Genomic DNA, 17,755 nt, shown 5'->3' with positions numbered 1-17,755 from the left:
AGGTCGTTTTGGCTTCACCGCAAGAGAAGTGTTTCAATCGGAGCCGGAAAGGCTCTAAGAGCAGGGCTGGAAGCAACGATAGACGGAAGCAGGAATGAGACTGGGCGGAAGGCTGGCGGCGGCCATCGAAGTGCTTGAAGACATCGGCCGGCGGCATCGGCCAGTGGCCGACGCCTTGCGCGACTGGGGCTTGTCGCACCGCTTTGCCGGTGGCGGCGACCGCGCGGCGATCGGCAACATCGTCTACGACGCGCTGCGCCGCAAGCGCTCGGCCGGCTGGCTCTTCGGCGAGGAGACGCCGCGCGCCATCGGCTTCGGCGCGTTGCTGCTGGAATGGGGCCAGACGGCGCGGTCGCTGAATGACGCTCTCGACGGCGACAAATTCGCGCCGCCGCTGCTCAGCGCCGCCGAACTGAAAGCGGCAGCCTCCGGCAGGCTCGCCGATGCGCCGGATGCCGTGCGGGCCGATGTTCCGGACTGGTGCGCGCCGCTCCTCAAACACGCCTTTGGCGATGCCTGGGTCGAAGAGGGCGCGGCTCTCGCGATGCGCCCGCCGCTGGATCTCAGGGTCAATGCGCTGCAGGCAGACCGCGGCAAGGTGCTGACGGAACTCCAGGGCACCGGTGCAGCAGCTGCCGCAATCGCGCCGCACGGCATTCGCATCCCGCCGATCAATGGCGACGGCAGGCATCCGAACGTCCAGGCCGAGCCCGCCTTCCAGAAAGGCTGGTTCGAGGTGCAGGACGAGGGCTCGCAGCTTGCGGCAGCGCTCGCCGGCGCCGAGCCAGGCATGCAGGTGCTCGACTATTGCGCGGGCGCCGGGGGCAAGACCCTGGCGCTTTCGGCAGAGATGGACAATCGCGGCCAGGTCTTCGCCCATGATGCGGAAAAGGTCCGGCTGGCGCCGATCTTCGAGCGCATCCGCCGCGCGCACAGCCGCAACATCCAGGTCGTCAGCAAGCCTGCGGAACTCGCGCCGCTCACCGGTCACATGGACCTCGTGCTGATCGATGCGCCCTGCACCGGCAGCGGCACCTGGCGGCGGCGCCCGGACGCCAAGTGGCGGCTGACGGACAGACAGCTCGATGCCCGCAAAGGTGAGCAGCAGGCGATCCTCGACATGGCGCAGGCTTTCGTGAAGCCCGGCGGGCTGCTCGTCTACATCACCTGCTCGGTGTTCGATGCCGAAAACGGCGAGCAGGTCGCCGCCTTCCGCGAGCGCCACGGCGATTTTGCGCCGGTCGACCACCGCCAGCTCTGGGACGGCCGTTTCCCCGGCCACGAGGGCGCTGCGCGTATTGGCGAAGCCGGTGGCATCTCACTGTCGCCGGCGCTCAGTGGCACTGACGGGTTCTATTTCCACGCCCTGCGCAGGGCCGCATGAGGGCGGCCGGCATTTGCTGCGGTGCAACATAAGCGATTGCCTGTCCTGCCTGCCTCTGCAATAAGCTTCGCCAGCAAAAATGAGGCGAAGGCCATGGCAGCCAAAATCGTACCCGCTCCCGATTATGAGGATCGCGTCAGGACTTCCTTTGCCCGCCAGAAGGCCATGGCCACCATCGGTGCGGAGCTGACGCTGGTCACGCCCGGCATCATCGAGATCGAGATGCCCTATGCCCCTTCGCTCACCCAGCAGCATGGCTTCTTGCATGCCGGCGTCATCTCGACCGCGCTGGACTCGGCCTGCGGCTATGCCGCCTTCTCGTTGATGCCGCAGAATTCCAGCGTGCTGACCATCGAATTCAAGGTCAACCTGCTCGCACCGGGGAAGGGCGAGCGCTTCCTATTCCGCGGCTCGGTGACCAAGCCAGGCCGCACCATCATTGTTGCCGACGGCCAGGCCTATGCTTTCGCCGCCGATGGCGAGGCCAAGCTGATCGCCACCATGACCGGCACAATGATGACGGTGGTTGGCCGCGACGGCATCGAGGGGTGATCCATGGCCAGCGTTGCGCGGTTAGGGGAAAAATCCGTCCTCTTCGTCATGGCGGCCGAGGCCGAATACGGTCCGCATCTCAAAAAGCGGTTCACGCCGCTGATGACCGGCGTCGGCCCGGTCGAGGCCGCCGTGCGCCTCGGCGCCGAGCTCGCCACGTTGAAGGCCGAGAATGCGCTGCCGGATCTCGTCGTGTCGCTAGGCTCCGCGGGAAGCCGAACGCTCGAACAGACCGAAATCTACCAGGCCGTGTCGGTGAGTTACCGCGACATCGACGCTTCGCCGCTCGGCTTCGCGAAGGGCGCGACGCCGTTCCTCGACCTGCCCGTGACGGTGCCGCTGCCCTTCGTCATTCCCGGCATCAGGACCGCGACGCTGTCGACCGGAGGCGCCATCGTCACCGGGGCCGCCTATGACGCGATCGACGCCGACATGGTCGACATGGAGACCTTCGCCTGCCTGCGCGCCTGCCAGCTGTTCGGCGTGCCGCTGATCGGCCTGCGCGGTATTTCCGACGGCGCGGTCGATCTCAGGCATGTCGGCGACTGGACCGAGTATCTGCACGTCATCGACGAGAAGCTGGCGGCGGCGATAGGTCTGCTAGAGCAGGCGATTGCGTCCGGCGCGATCGGCCTTACTTAATGCATGTCGCCCAAAAGTGCGCAGCGGTTTTGGGAGAACGACATGCATCAGATGAAACTTGAAGCTCGTCGCCTGGGCCCGTTCGACGCGACGCGCTTTAGGCGTTTTGGCAAGGACCGAACGCCGCAACGCGCACCATTGCGCCGAATCGGTTCTTTCTTTAAAGGCTCGCCATGACGACACATCCCGACACCGTTCTCATCATCGACTTCGGCAGCCAGGTCACGCAGCTGATCGCGCGGCGCGTGCGCGAGGCCGGGGTCTACTGCGAGATCGTTCCGTTCCAGTCAGCCGCGGAGGGCTTCCGCCGCATCCGGCCGAAGGCCGTCATCCTGTCGGGCAGTCCGCACTCGACCGTCGACATCGGCTCGCCCCGCGCGCCCGACGAGGTCTTTTCGTCCGGCATTCCGGTGCTCGGCATCTGCTATGGCGAGCAGACGATGTGCGCTCAGCTCGGCGGCAAGGTCGAGGCCGGCCATCACCGCGAGTTCGGCCGGGCCTTCCTGGAGATCGAGGACGACTGCGCGCTGTTCGAGGGTGTCTGGGCCAGGGGCACGCGTCATCAGGTCTGGATGAGCCACGGCGACCGCGTCACCGCCATTCCGGAAGGATTCAAGATCGTCGGCACCTCCACCGGCGCGCCCTTCGCAGCGATTGCCGACGAGGCACGGAAGTTTTACGCGGTGCAGTTCCATCCCGAGGTCGTCCATACCCCGGACGGCGCGAAGCTGCTGAGCAACTTTGTCCACCATATCGCCGGCCTCAGCACGGGCTGGACCATGGCTGCCTATCGCGAGCAGGCGGTCGAGGCGATCCGCAAGCAGGTCGGCAAGGGCAAGGTGATCTGCGCGCTATCAGGCGGCGTCGATTCCTCGGTCGCTGCGCTCCTGATCCACGAGGCGGTCGGCGATCAGTTGACCTGCATCCTCGTCGACCACGGCCTGATGCGGAAGGACGAGGCGAAAAGCGTGGTGGAGATGTTCCGCCAGCATTACAACCTGCCGCTGATCCTGGTCGACGCTTCCGACCGCTTCATTTCGGCGCTGGAAGGCGAGAGCGATCCGGAAAAGAAGCGCAAGACCATCGGCCGCCTGTTCATCGAGGTGTTCGAGGAAGAGGCCAAGAAACTTGGCGGCGCCGACTTCCTGGCGCAGGGCACGCTCTATCCCGACGTCATCGAAAGCGTCTCCTTCTCCGGCGGCCCGTCGGTGACGATCAAGTCGCATCACAATGTCGGCGGCCTGCCCGAACGCATGAACATGAAGCTGGTCGAGCCGCTGCGCGAGTTGTTCAAGGACGAGGTGAGGGCGCTGGGCCGAGAGCTCGGCTTGCCCGAAAGCTTCATCGGCCGCCATCCGTTCCCGGGTCCTGGCCTTGCCATACGCTGCCCGGGCGGCATCACCCGCGAGAAGCTGGAGATCCTGCGCGAGGCCGACGCCATCTACCTCGACGAGATCCGCAAGGCCGGCCTCTACGATGCCATTTGGCAGGCCTTCGCCGTGCTCTTGCCGGTGCAGACCGTCGGCGTGATGGGCGACGGCCGCACCTACGAATTCGTCTGCGCGCTGCGCGCTGTGACCTCGGTCGACGGCATGACGGCCGATTTCTACCACTACGACATGAACTTCCTGGGCGCCGCCGCCACCCGCATCATCAACGAGGTGAAAGGCATCAATCGCGTCGTTTACGACGTTACGTCGAAGCCCCCGGGCACCATCGAGTGGGAATGATTCAGGCCCATCCGAACACCGCTGAAATTGCGCTAGAGTTCGATCTAAGTCACTGAGATAAAAAGTAGTTTTGGCCGGCAACCTTCGCCGGTTATCGGTGTGCGTCGTTTGGAGCTGCCGTACCGGTTGCCGGACCTCACCCACATTGCCACGATGATTTTTGACAGTACCGTCCATAGAGGGATTCTGACGGTACCTTTTCCACGCCAAGCAGCTGAAAACTAAAGGTAAATTCTGCAAATCAGCCCTCAAAACCTGATGACGGTACTTTAAGCTTCCGCGAAGTTCGGCCATCAGGCGATTACGTTCAATGGCTCGCCATAGCTACCATTTGCAAGGTCCACGAGCCCTGGCGGGAGCAAGGCGGAACAATCCGATTGCCGGCGAGTTTTCAAGATGAAGGGCGCATCTGTTTCGGAGGAAGACTGGGATGAAACGCGTCCTTGCCCAAAATGCGGTACGGCTGATGCTGGGCGGCGTAACCGCCTGTCTGCTTACGGTCGTTGATATCCCCAACCCGATTGCACCATTCTCGCTAGTGTCGCAGGCAAGGGCCGCCACCGAGGTTTCGATCAGCACATTCTACGAAGACCTGTCGTCCCATGGCGATTGGGTCTCGTATCATGGAGCGACCGTTTTCGTGCCAGTTGATGTACCTGACGATTGGCGCCCGTATACCTTGGGCCATTGGGTCTATACAGAGGAGTATGGCTGGCTCTGGGTATCCGACGAGCCATTCGGCTGGGCGACGTACCATTACGGCCGGTGGGGCTATGCCGACGATATCGGCTGGTACTGGGTTCCGGGCACTCGCTGGGCGCCAGCATGGGTGACTTGGCGTCGTGACAGGGAGCACATCATTTGGGCTCCGCTGCCGCCGCGCCGTGATCCGGACTTGATTTCAATCGAGGTAACCTTCGACACGACGCCGGATTATTACTGGGTTGTGGTCCCTAGCCGCGAATTCCTTGCTGCCGACGTTTCTGTCGCTGTTATCCGTGATAGGTCCGAATTTGTGCGGATTGTCGAGGCGGCCCAGCCGGCCGGCGACGTGACCATCCAGAACAACGTGGTGGTCAACAAAGTCATTGATGTTGATGTGATCGAAAAGGAGACGGACCAGAATGTGACTGCCGTCAAGGTCAGCAAGACCGACGCGCCCGAGCAGTCCGGCAAATTGGAAAATGACACGGTCGCGGTCTTCGAAGGTGAGGTGAAAGCCGACCCCAAGGCAAAACCAGCTAAGTTAAAGGACATCGAGCAGGTGAAGCAGGTTCAGGCTGGCCGTAAATCGAAGCCGACCGAAGGCGCAAGGGCCGATGGGGCGGAGCCGGAAGAGACCGCCAAGCCTGAGCAGCCCGCCGCCGAGCAGCAGGAGGCCGAGCCGGAACAGGCCGCCAAGCCTGAGAAGCCGAAGGGCAAGAAGCAGCCCGCCGCCGAACAGGAGGCCGAGCCGGAACAGGCGGCCAGGCCCGAGAAGCCGAAGGGCAAGAAGCAGCCCGCCGCCGAACAGGAGGCCGAGCCGGAACAGGCTACCAAGCCTGAGAAACCGAAGGCCAAGAAGCAGCCCGCCGCCGAGCAGCAGGCCGAGCCGGAACAGGCCGCCAAGCCTGAGAAACGAAAGGCCAAGAAGCAGCCCGCCGCCGAGCAGCAGGCCGAGCCGGAACAGGCGGCCAAGCCTGAGAAACGGAAGGCGAAGGAGCAGCCCGCCGCCGAGCAGCAGCAGGCCGAGCCCGAGCAGGCGGCCAAGCCCAAGCCACGAAGCCAGAAAAACAAGGCGTGCGATCCGCAGACTGACGCGAACTGCTAGGCGGCCGCGAAGGAAAGTCGATTGCACAGCCGCCGGAGTTACCCGGGGCGAGTCAGCGACACTCGTCTTTGCAGTCCGAGTCCCTGCGATTCTCCCCGACGTTCCTCGGCTCCGATAGCGTCGGATCCTTGGCGGCGGATGGGCCCAGTGCCGGGACGTTGTTCTGAACCGTCATGACCAATGTTCGGCGGCCGGCGCGCGCATGTCGGTGGGCGGGCACTGAACGCAGCAAGGACGAAGCAGTCGTGGCGCTCGAGGAGAAATTCACGCGCTATCGCCAGAGACGCTGACGGCTGGTCTGCGCTATGCCGAAGCGAAGGGCATGTGAAATCGGGGCAGGGCGATGTTGGAACCATTGCCATTTGCCACAGAAGCCGGGCTAGGCCGCGCGTGAGCCTTAGTGGGGTGCAGAAAACGCGTCAGGGGGCCCTATTTCGTTCACCAGTCGCGCGCCTGTCGAGCGGCGGCACTCGACAAAGCCGCCGGTGAACAACTCCTGGGACCTTCGCCCCTTGTCGAAGTTCGGTAGCTGGGCGGCGCTGTTGCGTCGGGATGGCATATCGGGCCCGATTGGAACGGGCTGATCAGAGGAGACCCGACAAAAGAGCCGTCCCTCACACCGTCGGGCTCTTTCAATGCATTGGCGGCGCTTTATCGAAGAGCTTTCCGGTGACCAGCTACACCGTTGAAACGATGTCGGGGACGGATGCAGTATTGCCTACGCGAGGACCACCTCACCTAAAGAAGCCGCTGAATGGGTGACCGGCCGCCACGTACAGGACCGGCGAGACGAGACCCAATGGGTTCGCGTCACCGACGACACCAAGCGAGCGGTCTACAATTTGCTCCAGATAGGAAAAGCCCGCCGCCGAGACGGACCGGGTCCCTCACTTGTTAGCCGCCCGCGGCGCAAAGATTTCAATTCCCAACATCTCTCGCCGTGCGACTACGGGGGTCGGCAGAAGGCAAACGGCGATTTAAAAACACGCAATAGAAAATTGCGATGAAAATAGAGGCAGAAGCCCAAAATTTGACAACGCGTTGAAGCGGAAGCGGCCGTTGAAAACTTGAGTTGAAATTATAACCAACTGTAACTGATCGATTTTTTTGCCCGGCACTTTGGACTGTCAGGTTTGGCACGTCGCTTGCACCCGCAATGTTGCAATGCAAAACAACCAGCTTGGGAGTGTGCAATATGAGGGGCAATTTCTCGACAATAACAAAATTGTTTTCGGCCGGCGTGATCGCTGCCGGCCTGTCGATATCGGCTCCCGCCAGAGCGGCCGACGACACGATCAAGGTCGGCATCCTCCATTCGCTCTCGGGGACCATGGCGATTTCGGAGACGACGCTGAAGGACGTCATGCTGATGCTGATCGAGGAGCAGAACGCTAAGGGCGGCCTGCTCGGCAAGAAGCTCGAGGCGGTTGTCGTCGATCCGGCCTCCAACTGGCCGCTCTTCGCCGAAAAGGCGCGCGAGCTGATCTCCAAGGACAAGGTCGCGGCGGTCTTCGGCTGCTGGACCTCGGTGTCGCGCAAATCGGTGTTGCCGGTGTTCTCGGAGCTCGACGACATCCTGTTCTACCCCGTCCAGTATGAGGGCGAGGAAAGCGAGCGCAACGTCTTTTACACGGGTGCTGCCCCCAACCAGCAGGCCATTCCGGCCGTCGACTACCTGATGAGCGCCGATGGCGGCTCGGTGAAGCGCTGGGTGCTCGAAGGCACCGACTATGTCTACCCGCGCACCACCAACAAGATCCTCGAAGCCTATCTGAAGTCGAAGGGCGTGCCGGCCGAGGACATCATGGTCAACTACACGCCGTTCGGCTTCTCCGACTGGCAGACCGAAGTCTCGGCGATCAAGAAATTCGGCTCGGCCGGCAAGAAGACGGCCGTGATCTCGACCGTCAACGGCGACGCCAACGTGCCGTTCTACAAGGAACTGGGCAACCAGGGCATCAAGGCCGAGGACATTCCAGTCATGGCCTTCTCAGTCGGCGAGGAAGAACTGGCCGGTCTCGACACCGGACCGCTGGTCGGCCACCTCGCCGCCTGGAACTATTTCGAGAGCGTCGACACGCCCGAGAACAAGAAGTTCATCGACGACTGGCACAAGTTCATAAAGAACGACAAGCGCACGACCAACGACCCTATGGAAGCCCACTATATCGGCTTCAACATGTGGGTGAAGGCAGTCGAGAAGGCCGGTACTACCGATCCGGACAAGGTCATCGACGCCATGGTCGGCGTCTCGGTGCCGAACCTGACCGGCGGCTATTCGACGATGATGCCGAACCATCATATCACGAAGCCGGTGCTCATCGGCGAGATCCAGGCCGACGGCCAGTTCGAGACCGTCTCGCAAACGCCCGGCCTTGTGATGGGCGACGAATGGTCCGACTACCTGCCCGATTCCAAGAACCTGATCTCCGATTGGCGCGCGCCGCTCAGTTGCGGCAACTTCAACGTCGCCACCGGCAAGTGCGGCGGCAAGGGCACCAACTGATCCTCCCAGGTCTGTCGGGTCGCCGCGTGGCCCCGCGATCCGAGACCGCGGCCCGGGCGGGCCTTCGCGTCCCGCCTGGGCAGAAATCTCAAACGTTCGAGATCCGCTGAAGCTGATGATCCTGTTGCGCGCGATTGGCTTGATGCTGCTGCTGACGATGGCAAGCCTGCTGCCGTCGAAGGCAGGCGAGGCCGATCTTCGCGCGGCAATAGCCAAGTTCGCTACAGCGACTAATTTCTCGGCCACGGAAGCCATCGTGCGCGAGCTCGCGGCCAGCGGCGATCCGGCCGTCGAAAGGCCGCTGTCGGCGCTCGCCGACGGCAACCTCTATATTCGCAAAGCCGATTCGCAGGTCTTCATCGGCAAGGACGCGGCGAGCGGTGTCGAACTGCTCGATCCTTTCAGCGGCGACAAGTCCGCCGATGCCGCCAAGGCCGATCTCACCAAGATCAAGGTCAACAACGGTCTTCGCCGCGCCATACGCGACGCGCTGGGGACGCTGACGCTGCGCGCCAAGGACGCGAGCGTGCGCCTTGCCGCCGCCGCGACCATGTTCAAGACGCCCGACGCGGCGAATATCGAACCGCTCGATGCCGCGATCGCTGCTGAGACCGACCCAGCCGTCAAGACGATGTTCGTGCAGGCGCGCGCGGCGTCGGTTCTGGTTTCCGACAAGCCGGAAGCCGACAAGCTCGCCGCCATCTCGGCCATCGCGACGCGCGGCGACCGCGATGCGCTTTCCCTGCTGACCTCCGTTGAGGCTGGCGCGCAGGGAGCGGTCAAGAACTTGGCAACCGCCGCGATCGGCCATATCAATTCGACGCTGGCATTGTGGGATGCCGGCCAGAACATCTGGTACGGCATATCACTCGGATCGGTGCTGCTGCTCGGCGCTATCGGTCTCGCCATCACCTTTGGCGTCATGGGCGTCATCAACATGGCGCATGGCGAGATGGTGATGCTCGGCGCCTACACCACCTTCGTCGTCCAGCAGGTGATCCGCACGTCGTTTCCGAGCCTCTTCGACTGGTCGCTGGTCATCGCGCTGCCGCTCGCCTTCCTGGTCTCGGCGCTGGTCGGCCTCGTCATCGAGCGCGGCGTCATCCGCTTCCTCTACGGCCGGCCGCTGGAGACGCTTCTTGCCACATGGGGCGTCTCGCTGATCCTGCAGCAGTCGGTGCGCACCGTCTTCGGCCCGACGAACCAGGAGGTCGGCAATCCGTCCTGGATGTCGGGATCGTTCGACATCGGTCAATTGGCCATCACCTGGAACCGGCTGTGGATACTGGTGTTCGCGCTGCTGGTGTTCGGTGTGCTGCTCTACGTCATGAAGCGAACGCCCTGGGGCCTGCAGATGCGTGCCGTCACCGCCAATCGGCGCATGGCCGCATCCATGGGCATCAGGACGCCTTGGGTCGACGCGCTGACTTTCGCGCTCGGCTCAGGTATCGCCGGGATCGCCGGCGTGGCGCTCAGCCAGATCGACAACGTCTCGCCCAATCTCGGCCGCGGCTACATTATCGACAGTTTCATGGTCGTGGTCTTCGGTGGCGTCGGCAATCTCTGGGGCACGCTGGTCGGCGCCTTCTCGCTCGGCATCGTCAACAAGTTCCTCGAGCCGTACGCCGGCGCGGTGCTTGGCAAGATCGTCGTGCTGGTACTGATCATCCTGTTCATCCAGAAGCGGCCGCGCGGCCTGTTCGCGCTGAAGGGCAGGGCGGTGGAAGCATGATCACGCAGCGCTTCTTCGGCGCCGACCGGCGCATCGCGATCGCCATCCTCGTCCTGCTGGCGGCGGCCGCCATCGTGCCGCTGCTAAACCTCGCGGTGTCGCCTCAAAGCGCTTTCTACATTCCGCCTTACATCGTCTCTTTGGTCGGGAAATATCTCTGTTACGCGCTGCTGGCGCTCGCGCTCGATCTGGTCTGGGGCTATTGCGGCATCCTTTCGCTCGGCCACGGCGCCTTCTTCGGGCTCGGCGGCTATGCGATGGGCATGTATCTGATGCGTCAGATCGGCTCGCGCGGCGTCTATGGCAATCCCATCCTGCCGGACTTCATGGTGTTCCTGAACTACAAGGAACTGCCCTGGTTCTGGCACGGCTTCGACCATTTCTGGTTCGCGGTGCTGATGGTGCTGGCCGTGCCGGGCCTGCTTGCCTTCGTATTCGGCTGGTTCGCCTTCCGCAGCCGCGTCACCGGCGTTTATCTCTCGATCATCACCCAGGCGATGACCTATGCGCTGCTGCTTGCCTTCTTCCGCAACGACATGGGTTTCGGAGGCAATAACGGCCTGACCGATTTCAAGGACATCCTCGGCTTCAACATCCAGGCCGACGCGACGCGCTCGGCGCTGTTTTCGGCAAGCGCCGTGACGCTGGCGTTCGCCGTCTTTGTCACCGCGGCGATCGTGCGCTCCAAATACGGCAAGCTGCTGATGGCGGTGCGCGACGCCGAAAGCCGCACCCGCTTCCTCGGCTGGCGGGCCGAGAATGTAAAACTCTTCGCCTTCAGCGTCTCGGCCGTCATGGCCGGCATCGCCGGCGCGCTCTACGTGCCGCAGGTCGGCATCATTAATCCCGGCGAGTTCGAGCCCGCCAATTCGATCGAAGTGGTGATCTGGACCGCCGTCGGCGGGCGCGGCACCATCGTCGGCCCGATTATCGGCGCGCTCCTGGTCAATGCCGGCAAATCCTGGTTCACCGGCGTGCTGCCTGAATTCTGGCTATTCGCGCTTGGCGGGTTGTTCGTCGCCGTAACGCTGTTCCTGCCCAAGGGCGTGGTCGGCATGTGGGATAGCTGGCGCGGCAAGGCCAGGGCGCTGCGCGCGGCCTCGCTCGCCGCGAAAGCCGGCATCGACCCGCCGGAAGCGCAGCCGAAGATCGAGCGCTCGGCGGCGAGAACGCCGGGCGCGTGGTCGGCCAACGGCCCCGAACCGCAGCCGGCGGAGTAAGCGACCATGAGCAAGTCGAACACCATCCTCTATCTGGACGGCGTCTCGGTCTCCTTCGACGGCTTTCGCGCCATCAACAACCTGTCGCTGGTGCTCGACAAGGGCGAGATGCGCGCCATCATCGGACCCAACGGCGCCGGCAAGACGACGATGATGGATATTGTCACCGGCAAGACGCGGCCGGACGAGGGCGAGGTATTCTTCGACGGTCGGGTCGATCTCACCAGGCATGACGAAGCCGAGATCGCCATGATGGGCATCGGCCGCAAGTTCCAGAAGCCGACCGTCTTCGAGAGCCACAGCGTCGAGGACAATCTGATGCTGGCGCTGAAGGGGCCGCGCTCGATCTTTCCAGCGCTCTTCCACCGCGGCTCGCCGAGCGGGGCCAGGCGCATCGACGCCATCCTCGGCATCATCCGCCTCGGCGACAAGCGCGGGGAGGTCGCCGCCAATCTCAGCCATGGCCAGAAGCAGTGGCTGGAGATCGGCATGCTGCTGGCACAAGACCCGAAGCTGCTCCTCGTCGACGAGCCGGTCGCCGGCATGACCGACGCGGAGACCGAGGAGACGGCGCGCCTGCTCAAGGACATCGCCCGCGACCATTCGGTTGTCGTCGTCGAGCACGATATGCATTTCGTGCGCGAGCTCGGCGTCAAGGTCACCTGCCTGCACGAGGGCTCGGTGCTGTCGGAAGGCACGCTCGATTTCGTTTCGGCCGACGAACGCGTCGTCGAAGTCTATCTGGGGCGCTGAGCATGATCTGGCGGGTCTCGTTGCATCGTTTCGACCTTTCCTTCCTCAGGTGCTGGAGAAGGGGCTGACCATGCTCGAAGTCTCCGACGCCACGCTCCATTACGGCGCCGCCCAGGCGCTGCGCGGCGTTTCGCTGAAAGCGGGCGCGGGCAAGATCACCTGCGTACTCGGCCGCAACGGCGTCGGCAAGACCAGTCTGATGAGATCCATCGTCGGCCATCATAGGCTGACGAGCGGAAGTGTTGCCTTCGAGGGGAAAGCGCTCGAGCGGAGCGCGGCGTATGACCGCGCCCGGTCGGGCATCGCATTCGTGCCGCAGGGCAGGGAAATCTTTCCCCTGCTCACGGTGCGCGAAAATCTGGAATCGGGGTTCGCACCGCTGAAGCGCGCCGACCGCAACGTTCCAGCTCATGTCTTCGAGCTGTTTCCAGGGTTGAAGCAGACGCTCGGCCGCCGCGCCGGCGACTTGTCCGGCGGCCAGCAGCAGCAGCTCGCCATAGGCCGCGCGCTGGTGATGCGGCCGAAGCTGCTCGTGCTCGACGAGCCGACCGAAGGCATCCAGCCATCAATCATCAAAGACATCGGCCGCGCCATCCGCTATCTGCGCGACCAGGCGGGGATCGCGGTGCTTCTGGTCGAGCAGTATCTGGATTTCTGCCGCGAGCTTGCCGACGAGGTCAACATCATGGATCGCGGCCAGATCGTGCATACCGGCCCCGCCGAGGATCTGGACAGGCCCGATGTACGCAAGCTCCTTACTGTCTAGGTTCAGTCGTCATCCTTTGGCCGAAGCGCCGCAAAACAATGTCGTTTCGATGGAAAGTCCGTAGAAGCGCGCCATGTTCTGCGCGGCATCCTGCGTTCGACATTAAGCCGATAGGGCTGAGCAAAGCATGGGATAAGAATCGCCGATCGGGGAATGCTCGTACAACGACACTTATGAATCGCTTGTCGCGCAGCGCCCACGCGTTCCAATCCGCGGCCGCGGTTTGCTGGGGGCGAACTCCAGTCTGAGCCATCCGAAAGCGACCTTTCTGCTCACCCAACAAGCCGTCATTCGGACAGATGGAAAGCTCCCTTCTTCCGCGTCAAAGGACGCCTGAGCCCAGGGGATCGACTCGCCTCGTCAGGCTCCGCGATTGAAGCGATCTATCCTAAAATCGTCGAGGGCCGTTTCGCAGTCGCCGGTGGTGATGAGCTCGGCCATGGCGTCGCCGACACCCGGACCGAGCTGGAAGCCGTGCCCGCTGAAGCCGAAGGCGTGGAACAGGCCCGGCGTCGTCGACGAGCGTCCCATGACCGGCAGCATGTCGCGGACATAGCCTTCGCAGCCCGACCAGGTGCGGATGACCGCGACTTGCGCGATCGCCGGCAGCAGCCGCGCGACGGCCCGCAATTGCGTCGGCAGGCGCATGGGGTCGGCGGCCGCATGGCCTGGATCGAGGTCCACCGACACTCTTTCGGCCGCGCCGCCGAAGACGATGTTGCCACGCTCGACCTGACGCAGATAGGCGCCATAGTCCTTGTCGCGCGTCCAGATGCCGACCACCGGCAGGATCCGGTGCGGCAGTGGCTCGGTCACACCCATTTGTGGACCGCGGGCATCGAGCGGGACCTCTTCGCCGAACAGCGCGGCGACGCGCGCGCCCCAGGCGCCGGCGGTGTTGAGCAGGCATTCTGCAGCGAAAGCGCCTTTTGAACTGGCGACAAGGAAACCGGAGTCGGTCCGCTCGATCTTTTCGACCCGAGCTTCGTCGATGATTTTCGCGCCCAGCTTGCGGGCGGCCTCGGCGAAGGCCGGCGCGATCAGCCGCGGATTGCCGCTGCCGTCATGCGCAGAGAACGACGCCGCGATCGCGTCCGGACCGAGGCCGGGAAAACGCGCGCGGATCTCGCGCGGGCTGAGCTGCTCCAGCTCGAGTCCCCAGGGACGCGCCGCCTCGGCATAGCTGCGCATGTCGGCGAGACCGCCTTCATCGAAGATCAGCCGCACGTGACCGGTGGCGCGGAATTCGACATCGCGCCCCAGCTTTTTTTCGGCCTCGCCCCACAGCCGGAGCGAGCGGTGGGCCAGCGGAAGCTGCGACAGATGACGCCCCGTGCGCCGGATGTTGCCGAAGGAGGCGACGGTTGCTCCACTGCCGATCCGGTTGCGCTCGATCAGCGTCACGCGGGCGCCGCGCCTGGCCAGGAAATAGGCGGAAGCCGTCCCCATCAGGCCGCCGCCCAGCACGATCACATCCATTGTCGTTCCTTAGCGCAGAGGGCTGATCCTGATCCATCTTGTCGGCGCCGCGGCAATGCGTCAAAGATGGCTTTGGATAAAAGCCATAAGTTTTACCTATGGAGTAGGAATGCGGGCCCGGCAGCTCGAAGTGTTCATCGCCGTCATGCGCGCGGGCACCGTGACCGCCGCGGCGCGAATGCTGAACATCTCCCAGCCCGCGCTCAGCCAGATACTGCTCCACACTGAGGACGAGCTCGGCTTCACGCTGTTCGAGCGGGTCAAGGGCAGGCTGCGGCCGACCCCTGAGGCGCTCGAGATCTTTCCCGATGCCGAGAGGCTGTCGGCGGGGCTCGACGGCCTGCGCCGCAAGACCACCGATCTGCGTCTCGGTCGGACTGGACTGGTGCGGGTCGCCGCCTCGCCGCCGCCGGCCATGGCGATATTGCCGCGCGCCTTCACCGCATTTCGGGCGCAGCATCCCGACATGCTGCTGCGTTCCCATAGCGCGCCGATCGCCGCGATTGTAGACATGCTGCGCGCCGGCGATGCCAGCCTCGGCGTGGCCATGGATGACCGCCTGCCTCCCGATATCGAGGCCGAGGTGATCGGCAGCGTCGGCTTCGCCTGCCTGCTGCCGCGCGGACACGCGCTGCAGAATAAGCCCGAGCTGACGCTCGCTGATCTCGTGGGGCAGGAACTGATATCCTATCGCGGCAACACGCGTCCCGCCGACGAGCTGGCCCACGCGGCCCGCGCGCAAGGCGTGGCGCTTTCGCCGTCGCTGGAGATCGACATTTCGATCTCTGCGGTCGGCTTCGTCCAGGCCGGCCTGGGCGTGGCTCTCGTCGACGCGCTGCTGCCGTGGCGCCAGTTTTCCGGCCTCGCTGTCAGGCCGCTGGCGGGCGGCCCGGAGTTCCCGATTGCGCTGCTCACGTCGCGCGCACGAGCCCTGTCGAGGGCCGACGAAACGATGCGCGATGACATCCGCGCGGCCTGCTCCGCCGTTCTCGGCGAGCATAGCGTCAAGGTATAAGTAGGACTTATATTCTTGCCCATCATCCATCTTGGACCGTGACTGTTCGCTCGTGCGAGTTTCCGAGCAGACAGAGAGGGACGCATCATGGATGGAGCCATTGCGGCGGATGAGGCACGGAAGGAGGCCGACTGGAAGGTCGGCGTCGACATCGGCGGGACATTCATCGATTTCTGCGCGCTCGAAGCAAACTCCGGACGCGTCGCTTCGCTGAAGGTGCTGACGACGCCGGAAGATCCGGGTGCCGAGCTGATGACGGGGCTCACCTTGCTAGCCGAACGCGAAGGCTTCGACCCGACCCATATGACGCGCTTCGTGCACGGCACGACGGTCGGCATCAACACCATCATCCAGCGCAAAGGCGCGCCGCTGGCGCTATTCACCAATGCCGGCTTCGAGGACGTGATCGAACTCGCGCGGCTTCGCATGCCGGACATGTATTCGCTGTTCTGCGCGCGGCCGGATCCGCTGATCTCGCGCGACATGGTCTTCGGCATTCCGGCCCGCATGCTGGCCGATGGCAACGAATCCCAGGCGCCCGACACGGCGGCGGTGGAGAGCGCGGTCGCGGCCGCGAAAGCGAACGGGGCGCAGGGGATCGTCGTGTCCTTCCTTCATTCCTGGCGCAACGCTGCGCAGGAGGCTTCGGTCAAGGCGGCGATCGCGCGCTTGGCGCCCGACCTCTTCGTCTTCACCTCCGCCGAGGTGTGGCCGGTCATCCGCGAATACGAGCGCAGCTCGACCGCCATTCTCAATGCCTATGTCCATCCGCGCGTCTCTGGCTATCTGACCGCGCTGGAAGAGCGGCTGAAGCATCGCGGCGTGCCGGCCCGGCCGATGCTGACGAAGTCGAACGGTGGGCTGATGAACGCCGCCGAAGGCAAGCGCGCCTGCGTGAATATGCTGCTGTCGGGAACGGCCTCCGGCGTCATCGGCGCCTCGTGGCTGGCGCGTCAGGCCGGCGAGGATAAGGTTCTCACCCTCGACATCGGCGGGACCTCGGCCGATTTCGCGCTCATCATAAACGGCGAGCCTCAGTTCGGCACCGGCGAGCTGATCGGCGAATTTCCGCTCCATATCCCTTCCGTATCGGTGAGCTCGATCGGCGTCGGCGGCGGCTCGATCGCCAGCGTCGACGCGCAAGGAGTGCTGCGGGTCGGGCCGGAATCGGCCGGTTCGACGCCGGGACCTGCATGCTACGGCCGTGGCGGCGAGCGGGCGACGGTGACCGACGCCATGGTGGTGTGCGGATGGCTCGGCCATAGCGAGATGGCCTATGGCCAGCTCAGGATCGAGACCCAACTGGCGCATCGCGTGGTCGGCGAGCTTGCCGCCCGGCTCGGCCGTCCGGTCGAGCAGACCGCGCAGGCGATCCTCGACATCGCGGTGTCGGAAATGTTCGTCGAGGTTGAGAAGCTCGCCTCGCGCGCCGGCGTCGATCTGCGCGATTTCACGCTGATGCCATTCGGCGGCGGCGGCCCGATGCTCGGCGCCTTCCTGGCCCGCGAGCTCGGCATCAAGCGCGTCATGGCGCCCCGCCGCCCCGGCGTGGTATCGGCGCTGGGTGGGCTGGTGGCTGATCTGCGCGGGGACTTCATCCGCACCATCTTCAGCCCGCTATCCGGCGCGTCGCTTCCCGGAATCCGCGAGGCCTTCGAGGCGCTGGCGCAGGAGGGCCGCGACTGGCTTGCGGCGCAGGGGCACGATGCGGCCGCGCAACTCACACTCTCCTGCGACATGCGCTACTTCGGCCAGAGCTATGAGATCGAGGTTGTCCTTTCGCCCCAATGGCTGGCGGACGGCGACGCGGCCGCGATCGAGCAGGCATTCCACCGCACCCATGAGCAGCTCTACGACTTCCACGATCCGGACGGCGCGATCGAGCTTGTGAATGTACGGCTGTCCGCGATAGGCGCAGGTCCGGCGCTCTCCTTCCCCGAGACCGAGGAGATCGACGTCCCGACCCATCCGGCGCGCCGGGTGCCGGTCTATACCGGTCTGACCGTCGAGACCGTCGACCTCCATGACCGCCAGACCCTGGTGCCGGGCAGCGCGTTTCACGGGCCTGCGGTGGTAGTGCAGGAAGATACCACCTTCGCCCTCCCCGCCGGAACGCAGGCGCGGGTCGATCGCCACCTCAATCTCGTACTGACTTTCGCGGAGTGA

Annotated in this window: 14 protein-coding genes; 13 read left to right on the top strand and 1 reads right to left on the bottom strand. The window is 64.2% G+C overall.

Annotated elements, in window-relative coordinates; genetic code table 11:
- Positions 1 to 94: 94 nt before the first annotated feature.
- The 11 genes from P9254_RS22045 (at position 95) to urtE (ending at position 13,095) form a co-directional block, all read left to right on the top strand.
- Positions 95 to 1,384, top strand: a complete 1,290-nt coding sequence (locus P9254_RS22045; RefSeq protein ID WP_278055298.1) for an RsmB/NOP family class I SAM-dependent RNA methyltransferase — start codon at positions 95 to 97, stop codon at positions 1,382 to 1,384.
- A gap of 93 nt (positions 1,385 to 1,477) precedes the next feature.
- Positions 1,478 to 1,936, top strand: coding sequence for a PaaI family thioesterase (locus P9254_RS22040; RefSeq protein ID WP_066989431.1), 459 nt, complete (start codon positions 1,478 to 1,480; stop codon positions 1,934 to 1,936).
- 3 nt (positions 1,937 to 1,939) lie between these two features.
- Positions 1,940 to 2,578, top strand: a complete 639-nt coding sequence (locus tag P9254_RS22035) for a 5'-methylthioadenosine/S-adenosylhomocysteine nucleosidase (protein WP_095825773.1) — start codon at positions 1,940 to 1,942, stop codon at positions 2,576 to 2,578.
- A 42-nt stretch (positions 2,579 to 2,620) separates the two neighbouring features.
- The gene (locus tag P9254_RS22030) at positions 2,621 to 2,755 is read left to right on the top strand and encodes a hypothetical protein (protein WP_278103900.1); all 135 of its coding nucleotides are present in this window, start codon (positions 2,621 to 2,623) and stop codon (positions 2,753 to 2,755) included.
- A complete protein-coding gene (gene guaA, locus P9254_RS22025) occupies positions 2,752 to 4,308 on the top strand; it encodes a glutamine-hydrolyzing GMP synthase (protein WP_067327399.1) in 1,557 nt (518 codons plus the stop codon). The genes P9254_RS22030 and guaA overlap by 4 nt, the downstream gene beginning before the upstream one ends.
- 430 nt (positions 4,309 to 4,738) lie before the next feature.
- Complete coding sequence (locus tag P9254_RS22020) at positions 4,739 to 6,118, top strand: DUF6600 domain-containing protein (protein WP_278055297.1); 1,380 nt, start codon at positions 4,739 to 4,741, stop codon at positions 6,116 to 6,118.
- Positions 6,119 to 7,313: 1,195 nt separating this feature from the next.
- Positions 7,314 to 8,624, top strand: coding sequence for an urea ABC transporter substrate-binding protein (urtA, locus tag P9254_RS22015; protein WP_278055295.1), 1,311 nt, complete (start codon positions 7,314 to 7,316; stop codon positions 8,622 to 8,624).
- 115 nt (positions 8,625 to 8,739) lie between these two features.
- Positions 8,740 to 10,356: an urea ABC transporter permease subunit UrtB gene (urtB, locus tag P9254_RS22010; protein ID WP_278055293.1), complete on the top strand. Its 1,617-nt coding sequence runs from the start codon at positions 8,740 to 8,742 to the stop codon at positions 10,354 to 10,356.
- Complete coding sequence (urtC, locus tag P9254_RS22005) at positions 10,353 to 11,576, top strand: urea ABC transporter permease subunit UrtC (protein ID WP_278055291.1); 1,224 nt, start codon at positions 10,353 to 10,355, stop codon at positions 11,574 to 11,576. The genes urtB and urtC overlap by 4 nt, the downstream gene beginning before the upstream one ends.
- A 6-nt stretch (positions 11,577 to 11,582) precedes the next feature.
- Complete coding sequence (gene urtD / locus P9254_RS22000) at positions 11,583 to 12,329, top strand: urea ABC transporter ATP-binding protein UrtD (protein ID WP_127323950.1); 747 nt, start codon at positions 11,583 to 11,585, stop codon at positions 12,327 to 12,329.
- Positions 12,330 to 12,399: 70 nt separating this feature from the next.
- Entirely contained in the window at positions 12,400 to 13,095 is a 696-nt protein-coding gene (urtE, locus tag P9254_RS21995) for an urea ABC transporter ATP-binding subunit UrtE (protein WP_127323951.1), read from the top strand.
- A gap of 360 nt (positions 13,096 to 13,455) precedes the next feature.
- Here urtE and P9254_RS21990 read toward each other — a convergent pair whose 3' ends face one another.
- Positions 13,456 to 14,574 (bottom strand): NAD(P)/FAD-dependent oxidoreductase, encoded by a 1,119-nt coding sequence (locus P9254_RS21990; RefSeq protein WP_278055289.1) that lies wholly within the window; start codon positions 14,572 to 14,574, stop codon positions 13,456 to 13,458.
- 109 nt (positions 14,575 to 14,683) lie between these two features.
- On the opposite strand from P9254_RS21990, the gene P9254_RS21985 reads away from it, so the two are divergent.
- On the top strand, positions 14,684 to 15,589 hold the full coding sequence (locus P9254_RS21985) for a LysR family transcriptional regulator (protein WP_278055287.1): 906 nt from the start codon (positions 14,684 to 14,686) through the stop codon (positions 15,587 to 15,589).
- Between the two features lie 87 nt (positions 15,590 to 15,676).
- On the top strand, positions 15,677 to 17,755 hold the full coding sequence (locus tag P9254_RS21980; protein ID WP_278055286.1) for a hydantoinase/oxoprolinase family protein: 2,079 nt from the start codon (positions 15,677 to 15,679) through the stop codon (positions 17,753 to 17,755).

The sequence above is a fragment of the Mesorhizobium sp. WSM4983 genome (assembly GCF_029625765.1).
Taxonomy (GTDB): Bacteria; Pseudomonadota; Alphaproteobacteria; order Rhizobiales; family Rhizobiaceae; genus Mesorhizobium.
The sequence above is the reverse complement of the archived record's forward strand: the minus strand, read 5'-3'. Positions and strand labels throughout refer to the sequence as shown.

Coding starts and splice junctions, on each gene's coding strand:
- P9254_RS21990 (WP_278055289.1), bottom strand. CDS start 14,574: ATGGATGTGATCGTGCTGGGCGGCGGCCTGATGGGGACGGCTTCCGCC.
- urtB (WP_278055293.1), top strand. CDS start 8,740: ATGATCCTGTTGCGCGCGATTGGCTTGATGCTGCTGCTGACGATGGCA.
- urtE (WP_127323951.1), top strand. CDS start 12,400: ATGCTCGAAGTCTCCGACGCCACGCTCCATTACGGCGCCGCCCAGGCG.
- urtC (WP_278055291.1), top strand. CDS start 10,353: ATGATCACGCAGCGCTTCTTCGGCGCCGACCGGCGCATCGCGATCGCC.
- P9254_RS21985 (WP_278055287.1), top strand. CDS start 14,684: ATGCGGGCCCGGCAGCTCGAAGTGTTCATCGCCGTCATGCGCGCGGGC.
- P9254_RS22030 (WP_278103900.1), top strand. CDS start 2,621: ATGCATCAGATGAAACTTGAAGCTCGTCGCCTGGGCCCGTTCGACGCG.
- P9254_RS21980 (WP_278055286.1), top strand. CDS start 15,677: ATGGATGGAGCCATTGCGGCGGATGAGGCACGGAAGGAGGCCGACTGG.
- guaA (WP_067327399.1), top strand. CDS start 2,752: ATGACGACACATCCCGACACCGTTCTCATCATCGACTTCGGCAGCCAG.
- P9254_RS22035 (WP_095825773.1), top strand. CDS start 1,940: ATGGCCAGCGTTGCGCGGTTAGGGGAAAAATCCGTCCTCTTCGTCATG.
- P9254_RS22045 (WP_278055298.1), top strand. CDS start 95: ATGAGACTGGGCGGAAGGCTGGCGGCGGCCATCGAAGTGCTTGAAGAC.
- P9254_RS22020 (WP_278055297.1), top strand. CDS start 4,739: ATGAAACGCGTCCTTGCCCAAAATGCGGTACGGCTGATGCTGGGCGGC.
- urtA (WP_278055295.1), top strand. CDS start 7,314: ATGAGGGGCAATTTCTCGACAATAACAAAATTGTTTTCGGCCGGCGTG.
- urtD (WP_127323950.1), top strand. CDS start 11,583: ATGAGCAAGTCGAACACCATCCTCTATCTGGACGGCGTCTCGGTCTCC.
- P9254_RS22040 (WP_066989431.1), top strand. CDS start 1,478: ATGGCAGCCAAAATCGTACCCGCTCCCGATTATGAGGATCGCGTCAGG.